The organism is Streptomyces sp. NPDC001941, assembly GCF_040296945.1.
Lineage (GTDB): Bacteria > Actinomycetota > Actinomycetes > Streptomycetales > Streptomycetaceae > Streptomyces.
Genome location: NZ_JBEOYE010000184.1, coordinates 1 through 8,748, shown reverse-complemented (window position 1 = coordinate 8,748; position 8,748 = coordinate 1). Strand labels below are relative to the sequence as shown.

Sequence of the window (8,748 nt, the reverse complement as noted above, 5' to 3'; positions counted from 1 at the left end):
CTGGAGGGATCCTTCTACCGCGGGATGCGTCTGGCGGCGGTGGACGGGTTCCTGCTGGACGTTCCGGACAACGAGGCGAATCGGTTGGCTTTCGGCGGGCCGAAGGACTCCAGTGGGAAGCCGGGCGGGTTTCCACAGGTGAGGGTCGTGACGCTGACCGAGACCGGCACGCATGTGTCGGCGTACTCCTGTGAGTGCTCCACCAAGTACGGAGATACGTGCACCAGCAGGGAGGCTCTGAGCCAGCCACGTCACCCTGCGGGCATGGCGGTGGCAGGGCGATGAACCTCCAGGATGACTGCGGTGCCGGCCACGGTTCGGTCCTCGTGCATCGCGATCTGCTGGCCGGGCTGGAGGTGCGTCCAGTGGGAGGGAGTGAGGGGCACGAGTCGAACCGTGGCTCGCCCGCCGGGCTCCAGATAGGGCATGTCCTCAACCCAAAGCGAGGCGATGCTGACCGCATGTCCACCGGTGGGCGAGAGATGTCCGATGTCCCACATGGGTCGCAGAACTCCGGCGCCGGAGATTGCCGTGGTGCGTCGCGCCTCCGCGGCAGGACGGAGCGTCAGATCCGCCCGGATTACGCCATGACGAATCTCGGAGCACCGCCAATGGCACCAGGCCGCGCTCCGCTCAAGCCGGAGCTGCTCAGCCGCGTCGGCGAGCTTCTCCCAAAACGCCAGCGGGAGCGAGCGAACGTCCCCAAGTTCTTCCAGCAGGCCCAGGGCGATCTCCCACTCGTCGTGGACGAGGTAGTCCCAGATGTCTCGCACCGTGATGTCGTTCTCGGTGGCGGTCTCTTCCGGAACAAGCAGGGAAGCTGATTCGAGCAGCTCAGGGACGTCCATGCGCTCATTGTCGACCACACGAACTATTAGGCTGCGCTCTCCTGGTCTCGCTCGATGGCAGCGAGCCGGTTCTTGAGCCGGTAGCTGGGGCCGTTGATGGAGATCACGTCGCAGTGGTGCAGGAGTCGGTCGAGGATGGCGGTGGCCAGAACCTCGTCACCGAACACCTGTCCCCACTCGCTGAAGGTCTTGTTCGAAGTCAGGATGATCGAGCCCTTCTCGTAGCGCTTTGAGATGACCTGGAACACCAGATTGGCCTCCGCGCGCTCGAGGGGCTGGTAGCCCACCTCGTCGACCACGAGAACCGCCGGTCGGAGGTAGCTGCCGAGCTTGCTGGTCAGCCGTCCGGCGCCCTCGGCAGTCTTGAGGTTGCGGACCATGTCGTCGAGGCTGGTGAAGTAGATCGAGTACCCGGCCCGGCAGGCCGCGACCGCGAGAGCGACGGCGATATGCGTCTTGCCCACTCCCGGCGGCCCGAGCAGGGCAGCGTTGGCCTTGGCCTCGACGAACGACAATGTGGCAAGATCCTTGACCTTGCGCGGGTCGAGCTCAGGCTGGAACGAGAAGTCGTAGTCGTCCAGTGTCTTGTGGTGCGGCAGCTTCGAGATCCGCAGACCGGTGCGGAAGCGGCGATCCTCACGGACGGCGAGTTCTTCGGAGAGAACCAGGTCGATGAAGTCGAGGTAACCCATCTTGGCCTCGTCAGCCCGCTGAGCGTACTGAGTCAGGGCCTCGGCCAGGTGCGGCAGGCCCAGCTTGCCGGCCGTGTTGCGGATGCGGGTGGAGACCAGCTCGCTCAAGACGATTCCTTCGCGCTCGGCTTGGTGGTGAAGGGGCGGGTGCCGGTCAGTTCGTCATAGACCGACAGAGGCCGGCGGCCGACCTCGATCTGGGTGACCGCGGCCCGGTTCAGCAGGGCCGCCAGCGGCCCGGCTTCGGGGCCTGTGTTCTGCCGGCGGGGCCGGGGCAGGCTCCCATCGCCGACTGTGACGCGGCGGCCGGCTCCCGTGGGCAGGCCGTCCCAGTGCTTCTCATCCACGATGCGGGCGCCTCGGCCGGCCGCCCGCGGGTGGGCGGCCAGCAGGGTTTCGCCAGTGTGATCGGGTGCGGTGGCATGCAGCATGACCTGGGACTTCGTGGCCCTGACTTCGACCAGTTGACAGGGGCGGACCTTGCGGGCCGGCACCGAGTAGAGATTCGCGTCGAAGGCGACGAGGCAGTCCTTGCCGACGTGGCGGAGGTGTCGTTGAGTGACCACATAAGGCGTCGGCGGCAGCGGGCGGAGGGCCACGTGGTCGCGGATCGCCCTGAGACCGATGACCTCTCCGTGGGTGCCATGCACCTTCGCCCGCCGCAGCGGCACCCAGGCGGTGAACGCGGCATTGAGTTCCTCGACCGAGGAGAAGGCCCGGCCAGCCAAGACGTGCTCGCGGACGATCAGCACCTGCCGCTCGACCCGGCCCTTGCCCGTGGGCCGGTAGGCGGCCAGCACATCGGGATCGAAGTCGTAGTGCCCGGCGAAGGCGACAGCCTCCGGATGCAGAGGAACGGCTTCGCCTGGTGCGACGTGCCGGCGGACCACCGTTTTGGTGCGGTCGTAAACGATCGACATCGGGACCCCGCCGAAGTGGGCGAACGCCTGGCGATGGCAGTCGAAGAAAGTGGTCAGGTCCTGGCTGGTGGTGAAGCAGCAGAACGGATCACGCGAGTAGGCCAAGGTCATGTGGAACGAGTAGACCTTCGGGATCCCGACGTGGGCGAGGACCTTCCCCTCGTCACCCCAGTCCACCTGGGCCTGGGCCCCGGGCACCACCTCGAACCTGCGGTGCAGGCCCGCCAGTTCACTCGGGCTGATGCCCAGTTCCTCCGCGACCCGCGGGCGGGCTTCCTGCAAGTACATCTTGATCCGCTGATAGCTGCCGGTGAACCCGTACTCGGCCACCAGGCGCTCGTGGATAACGGCCCCCTTGAGCAGGATCTCGGCCCGCAGCATGGCGTCGATCAACGGCGCGACCTCATCCACGATCCGCCGGTACGGCTGCCCGTTGGGCGCCCTTCGCGGCGGCGCGACCGGAGTCTCGCCAGACAGGTACTTGGCGACCGTGCGCCGGTTCAGCCCGGTCTCCTTCGCGATCTCCCGCAGGCTCATCGCGCCGGACTCATACAGACCGCGAAACCGCCTCAGCTCCAACCAGCGATGCGGATCCAAGACCACTCTCGCCGCCCTCCACCGACCCCGAACAGGACGACAGAAGACTCGCGCGACACCAACCTCACCGCATCAACAACGGTGCACTTTCATCCGTACGCAGTGGTGCACGTTCACTTGTACGCCGACAGTGGCTCGATCAACGCCTCCAGGGCCGCGACCAGGCCGGGATCACGCTCAGCGGCGGGCTTGCGCCCGCCCCCGGGCCGGCGCACCCGGCCCAGGGGTTCCGCACCGCCGGCCAACTCGGCACGGCCCCGCGCGATCGTCGACTCCGAGACCTCGGCGAGCCGTGCGACCGCCTTCATCCCACCCTGCCCCAACGCCTCGGCCTCGGTAGCCAGATACAGGCGGCGCTGCCGCTCATCCAAGTGGGGCAAAAGCGCCCCGAACTTCACATCCAGCACAGCCAGAGCCTGATCCGATATCACCACAACAGCCGTATACCACTTCCAACGGCCTGGCCGGGGCAGAACCGTCAGTTGTTCTGTTACGGCTCCTGAACCGCTTCCAGTTCGTTGAGGATCACCAGCGCCGTCACGGCGTGAAGCGGCTGTGCACCATGTTGGGTATCGCCCGCTCGAGCTTCTACTACTGGCGCAAGACCGCCGTGGACCGCGCCGCCCGCCAGGCGGACGATGCGAAGCTCGCTGCCCGGATACGCACCGTTCACCGGGAATCGGACGGGACCTACGGCGTTCCGAGGATCACCGCCGAACTCCGTGAGGGCGGCGCGCGCGTGAACCACAAGCGCATCGCGCGTGTCATGCGGGGCATCGGCCTGGCCGGAGTCCGCCTGCGTCGCAGGCACCGCACCACCGTCCCTGACCCGGCCGCGGCGAAGGCCCCGGACCTGATCGGCCGCGACTTCACCGCCGAGGAGGTGAACACCAAGTACGTCGGCGACATCACGTACTTGAGCGTCGGCGGCGGGAAGTTCTGTTATCTCGCGACTGTGATCGATCTGTGTTCACGCCGGCTGGCGGGCTGGGCGATCGCGGACCACATGCGCACCGAGCTGGTCACCGATGCCCTCGCCGCGGCGGAACGGACCCGCGGCAGCCTCGCCGGAGCGATCATGCACACCGACCACGGAGCCCAGTACACGAGCGCCGGCTTCGCCGACGCCTGCCGCCGGGCGGGCGTCCTCCAGAGCATGAGCACGGTGGGCAGCTCGGCGGACAACGCTGCCGCGGAGAGTTTCAACGCCAGCTTCAAAAGGGAGACGTTGAAGGGCCGAAAGGGCTGGTCAAACGAGCGTGAGGCCCGCCTCGACGCGTTCCGATGGCTGCACCGCTACAACGTCCGGCGCCGTCACTCACGCCTCGGACAACGCAGCCCGATCACCTACGAGGCCACCTCCCGCACAACACCAACTACGATGACCGAAGCCGCATAGACCCGTGTCCAAGACCCGGGGTGAGGGCCCGTCTTGGTCCAGAGGAAGGGCTTGGGGTTCTGGTTCCAGGTGTCGATCCAGGTCCGGATGTCGTGTTCAAGGGCCTCGATGGAGGTGTGGACGCCTCGGCGGATGAGTTTGTCGGTCAGCAGGCCGAACCACCGCTCGACCTGGTTGATCCAGGACGAGCCGGTGGGGGTGAAGTGGACGTGGAAACGTGGGTGCCGGGCCAGCCAGTTCCTGATCTCGGCGGTGTGGTGGGTGGCGTAGTTGTCGCAGACCAGGTGCACATCCAGGTCGCGGGTGACGGCCTTGTCTATGGTGATCAGGAACTTCTTGAACTCGATGGCCCGGTGACGGCGGTGGAGTTCGCCGATGACGGTGCCGTCGGCGATGTTGAAGGCGGCGAACAGGCTGGTGATGCCGTGCCGGTAATAGTCGTGCGTGCGGCGTTCGGGCACCCCGGGTGCCATCGGCAGCACTGCCTGGGAACAGTCCAGGGCCTGGATCTGGGACTTCTCATCCACGCATAACACGACGGCTCGTTCCGGGGGGTTGTGGTAGAGCCCGACCACGTCCACTACCTTGGCGACGAACTGCGGATCGGTGGACAGCTTGAAGGCGTCCTGGAGGTGCGGTTTGAGGTCGAACCGTTTCCAGATACGCCCGACCGTCGACTTCGACAGGCCTGTGCGGGCCGCCATAGAGGCCCGGGACCAGTGGGTGTCCGCAGCGGGGGCAGACTCCAGAGTGGCCACGACGACGTCCTCGACCTGGTCCAGGAGGATCGAGGGCGGCCGGCCGGGCCGGGGCTCGTCGGCCAGCCCGTCCAGACGGCCGGCGATGAACCGGGCCCGCCAGCGATCGACGGTGGAAGCATCGACGCCCAGTTCCTCGGCCGTCTGCCGGTTCGTCCCGCCGTCCGCGCACCGCAGGACGATCCTCGCGCGAAGGGCAAGATACTGCGCGGTCCTCGCCCTGCGGGCCCACCGCACGAGCTGGTCGCGTTCGGTCTCGCTCAACACCAGGTCGGCCTTCGGGCGGCCGATACGCGCACCGTCCCCAAGACCCGCCAAACGCTCGGTCGCGAACTTCCCCCGCCACTTACGCACCGTGGCGACAGTGACACCAACCTCCGCCGCCACCCGGGCATTCGGCATACCAGCCGCACACGCCAGCACGATACGAGCCCGCTGGACGAACCGCGGTGCCACCACCCCGTCAGTCCAGCGGGACAACTCGGCGAACTCTCCATCAGACAGATGGACTTCAACAGCACGAGGCCCCGGAGACATGCCCAACAGGCTACAGACTTAGCCACCAGATTTCGGGCGCATCACACTAGCTGGGGCAGCAGGATCCGGGCGGCCTGCCGGTCGGTGACATTGCCCGCGGTCACGAGCGCGACCAGGCCGAGGCTGTCGGTGCTGACGTGCCGGCGCATTCCGTTGATCTTCTTGCCGCCGTCGTAACCGCGTGAGATGGCGGGCACCGAGGCGGCGCCCTTGACCGACTGCGAGTCGATGATCGCCGCGGTCGGCTCGGCATCCCGGCTCCCGGCCTCACGGAGGCGGCCGCGGAGCCGGTCGTGGAACTCGTTGGCCAGGCCGTTCTTTCGGCACCGGCGGAAGAAGGCATACACACGGTCCCACGCGGGGAAGTCGGCAGGCATGGAGCGCCAATTGATTCCGTTGTCGGTGACGTAGAAGACCGCATCCAGCATCACGCGGTGGCAATAGCCCTCCGGCTGACGGCCCCGGCCCTCCAGTCAGGCCGGAACCGGCAGCGCGTCAGATCTTCGCGCGCACCAACAAGGCCCACATTGTTTAAAGTTGTATCAGGCGACTCGAGTTCAACAGTGAGTCGGCGTGAGCTGTTTGAGTGATCTGGTCTCGGTATGTGCGTGGTGTCCAGTAGGTGAGCCGTTCTCGGCGTACGTTTCGACTATGAACCTCAAGACGCTTACTCTCAGCGTGGCGGCCGTCGCCCTGGTTGCGGCTGTCGCGCCGGCAGCCGCTGCTGAACCGCAGCCCCCCGCCCGATCGATCGCCGTACAGCCCGTTGTCTCCGCCGAGGGACCGGGCCCCAGCTGGGACTGCGAAGAGTGCCTGAACGCGAACTTCAAGAAGTACCTGGACGCCACCATCACGGGCGACCCGGCCAAGTACAAGAAGCTCTTCAAGGGTGACCGCGGCCCAGCAGGCCCGGCCGGTACTCCCGGCGGTCCGGCGGGCCCAGCCGGACCGGCTGGCAAGGACGGGGCCCAGGGGCCCGCAGGCCAGGACGGTCTCAAGGGCGACAAGGGCGACCCGGGTACTGCGGGCGTCAAGGGCGACACGGGTGCTGCAGGCGCCGCAGGCGTCAAGGGCGACAAGGGCGACCCGGGATCCACCACGATGACCATCACGCGGGTGGCCGGCACTCCCCTCTCTGTTCCGCCCAGAACCTCGCTGGATCTGCCATCGCCGGCTTGCCCTAGCGGCACCGTCAAGATCGCTACGGAAGCGCTCCCGGCCAACCGTCTCGTGCGAGTAGCGGGAAACCGTGGCGTGAACGCGGTAGTCGTCGACAACGAAGATGACACGCGGTCATTCGATGTCACGCCTCAAGCCGTGTGCGCGGAGATTGGCTAGGCGCTGAGGCTGCTGCCCCTGTAGGAGAGCAGTAGGGGCAAGGCCCTGCGGATTACTCCGCAGGGCCTTGCCCGCATCGTGCCCCGTGCACCGCCGTAGCCTTCACGCCCCACGTCCGTAGAGGCGCCACCCGGCCACGAGCAACAGCCGCAGATGCAGCGTCAGGAGCTCAAGCGGCGTGGCCATAGGAGATACTCCAACTCCGCTCCACTGTCTGTTCGTAGGCATTGCACCAGAAGTACCTATGGCGGAGTCGAGTAACCGGCTTCCCGGGTAGTGAGGCTGTAGACAACAGGCCTTCATAGACCCACAGTCACCGGGTGACCCACTCCGAATTGCTGTTTCCGGATCTTTGCGGATAAGCACTAAGGCGTGTCGCGACACTAGCGCCGTGCGTCCGGAGTTCGGACCCCGCAGCGTATTTTGGGGGTGCTCGCAAGGCGGAAGGTCACCAACGTACTTGCGCGTAAATGGGCGTCCTCGGAGGATCCCAATGCAGTGCAGCAAAGCCGGTGTGTTATGCGCCGCAGGGCAGGGCGTAGGCGTGTAAATCCGGCAGTCAATCGGTCATCACCGACGAGGAACCTGTATCGGTGTGTGGCCTGGGAGTAGTTGTATCTGCGCGCTGCTGGTTAGAAAGCCGGGGAAGTCAGACAGCGGTCGCTCCCAGCCCACCCCGACCGTCGAACAACTTATGGAGCTGTTTATGACTCAGCGCGGGACCCGGCGAGTCCTTGTCACCCTGCTCTTCCTCACCATGCTTGCCGGGAACGGTGCAAAAGCAGCGACCCATACTACGATTTTGAGAAATGCGCCCAGTTCCCAACGTCAACCTGTACTCGATGTGGAAGCGTCACCACCGTACGAGAGCCGAAAGCGCGCACCGTTCTGTACGACCTACACCGGGCCGCATCAGATGCAGATGGAGAAATATCTGCACCGAAAAGCAGACGGAAAACAAGACATCGGCGACTGCCGTGCTATCCAGAGGTTCCAGCAACTTCACCGCATCCGCCCGGATATCGGCTATGCAGGGCCGGTCACCTACGCCACTACTGTGCTGCTATCGGCCCTTAATAACCCGGACCCCGACGGCAGATGTCCCCGCCGAGCGTCTCTAGTAGTGTGTGTTGACCTGACCCGGCAGCTGCTCTGGGTGGAAAAAGGGAAAATGATCTCCTTCCTGGCACGCCCGATCCGTTCAGGCGCGAGAGACTACCGCACTCGAACCGGTTGGTTCCGTATCTCCTGGCGCAACAAGAATCACTTCTCGACGATCTACCGCACGCCCATGCCCTACGCCCAGTTTTTCACCGGCGGACAGGCCTTCCACGCCTATGACGGCTCCGTCTACGCCCCTCCCGGATCGCACGGCTGCGTCAACATGCGGTCCGCCGATGCACGGGGACTCTGGGGACACGTCCAGACCGGAACGCTGGTGTATGTCTATGGACGCAAACCCGGAACATGAGAATCGCCAGCGCCAGAACGAGATGAGCCCGAGCGGGGAGGGACAGGATGTGGCCCTGGCTGGGGCCCTGACCCAAGGCCGGGTAGTTAACGAATTTCCGCTGGTGGGAAGGGTTTTGTGCGTCGGATCGTGACGCGGCCAACAGGGTCGCGTTGGTCAGATAGTCCACCAAGACTGCTGATCTTCGA

Annotated in this window: 7 protein-coding genes and 3 pseudogenes; 4 read left to right on the top strand and 6 right to left on the bottom strand. The window is 65.7% G+C overall.

What is annotated here, in order from left to right; all coding sequences use genetic code 11:
• Nucleotides 1-285 (top strand): annotated as a pseudogene (locus ABT160_RS45735) (hypothetical protein); the annotation flags it as partial.
• Here the strand turns inward: ABT160_RS45735 and ABT160_RS45730 are convergent.
• The 4 genes and pseudogenes from ABT160_RS45730 to ABT160_RS45715 all read right to left on the bottom strand — a co-directional run.
• Entirely contained in the window at nt 252-848 is a 597-nt protein-coding gene (locus ABT160_RS45730; RefSeq protein WP_351656016.1) for a hypothetical protein, read from the bottom strand. The pseudogene ABT160_RS45735 and the gene ABT160_RS45730 sit on opposite strands and share 34 nt — an antisense overlap.
• A 26-nt stretch (nt 849-874) precedes the next feature.
• Complete coding sequence (gene istB, locus ABT160_RS45725) at nt 875-1,648, bottom strand: IS21-like element helper ATPase IstB (protein WP_351656014.1); 774 nt, start codon at nt 1,646-1,648, stop codon at nt 875-877.
• Nucleotides 1,645-2,997 carry an IS21 family transposase gene (gene istA / locus ABT160_RS45720; RefSeq protein WP_502984419.1) on the bottom strand — a complete coding sequence of 451 codons (1,353 nt, stop codon included), beginning with the start codon at nt 2,995-2,997 and terminating at the stop codon, nt 1,645-1,647. Before istA ends, istB begins: the two co-directional genes overlap by 4 nt.
• Before the next feature lie 191 nt (nt 2,998-3,188).
• Nucleotides 3,189-3,464, bottom strand: a pseudogene (locus ABT160_RS45715) (ISAzo13 family transposase); the annotation flags it as partial.
• Nucleotides 3,465-3,553: 89 nt separating this feature from the next.
• On the opposite strand from ABT160_RS45715, the pseudogene ABT160_RS45710 reads away from it, so the two are divergent.
• Nucleotides 3,554-4,456, top strand: a pseudogene (locus tag ABT160_RS45710) (IS3 family transposase); the annotation flags it as partial.
• Here ABT160_RS45710 and ABT160_RS45705 read toward each other — a convergent pair.
• Both ABT160_RS45705 and ABT160_RS45700 read right to left on the bottom strand, forming a co-directional pair.
• A complete protein-coding gene (locus ABT160_RS45705) occupies nt 4,405-5,751 on the bottom strand; it encodes an IS630 family transposase (RefSeq protein WP_351656010.1) in 1,347 nt (448 codons plus the stop codon). The pseudogene ABT160_RS45710 and the gene ABT160_RS45705 sit on opposite strands and share 52 nt — an antisense overlap.
• Before the next feature lie 41 nt (nt 5,752-5,792).
• Nucleotides 5,793-6,179 (bottom strand): transposase, encoded by a 387-nt coding sequence (locus tag ABT160_RS45700; RefSeq protein WP_351656018.1) that lies wholly within the window; start codon nt 6,177-6,179, stop codon nt 5,793-5,795.
• Nucleotides 6,180-6,402: 223 nt separating this feature from the next.
• Between ABT160_RS45700 and ABT160_RS45695 the strand changes: the two genes are divergently transcribed.
• Complete coding sequence (locus ABT160_RS45695) at nt 6,403-7,089, top strand: hypothetical protein (protein WP_351656008.1); 687 nt, start codon at nt 6,403-6,405, stop codon at nt 7,087-7,089.
• A 706-nt stretch (nt 7,090-7,795) separates the two neighbouring features.
• Nucleotides 7,796-8,560, top strand: coding sequence for a L,D-transpeptidase (locus tag ABT160_RS45690; protein ID WP_351656005.1), 765 nt, complete (start codon nt 7,796-7,798; stop codon nt 8,558-8,560).
• The last annotated feature ends 188 nt before the right edge of the window (nt 8,561-8,748 follow it).

What these genes read in the sequence shown, in the direction of transcription:
- ABT160_RS45730 (WP_351656016.1), bottom strand. Translation starts at nt 848, where the DNA reads ATGGACGTCCCTGAGCTGCTCGAATCAGCTTCCCTGCTTGTTCCGGAA.
- istA (WP_502984419.1), bottom strand. Translation starts at nt 2,997, where the DNA reads ATGAGCCTGCGGGAGATCGCGAAGGAGACCGGGCTGAACCGGCGCACG.
- ABT160_RS45705 (WP_351656010.1), bottom strand. Translation starts at nt 5,751, where the DNA reads ATGTCTCCGGGGCCTCGTGCTGTTGAAGTCCATCTGTCTGATGGAGAG.
- ABT160_RS45700 (WP_351656018.1), bottom strand. Translation starts at nt 6,179, where the DNA reads ATGCTGGATGCGGTCTTCTACGTCACCGACAACGGAATCAATTGGCGC.
- ABT160_RS45695 (WP_351656008.1), top strand. Translation starts at nt 6,403, where the DNA reads ATGAACCTCAAGACGCTTACTCTCAGCGTGGCGGCCGTCGCCCTGGTT.
- ABT160_RS45690 (WP_351656005.1), top strand. Translation starts at nt 7,796, where the DNA reads ATGACTCAGCGCGGGACCCGGCGAGTCCTTGTCACCCTGCTCTTCCTC.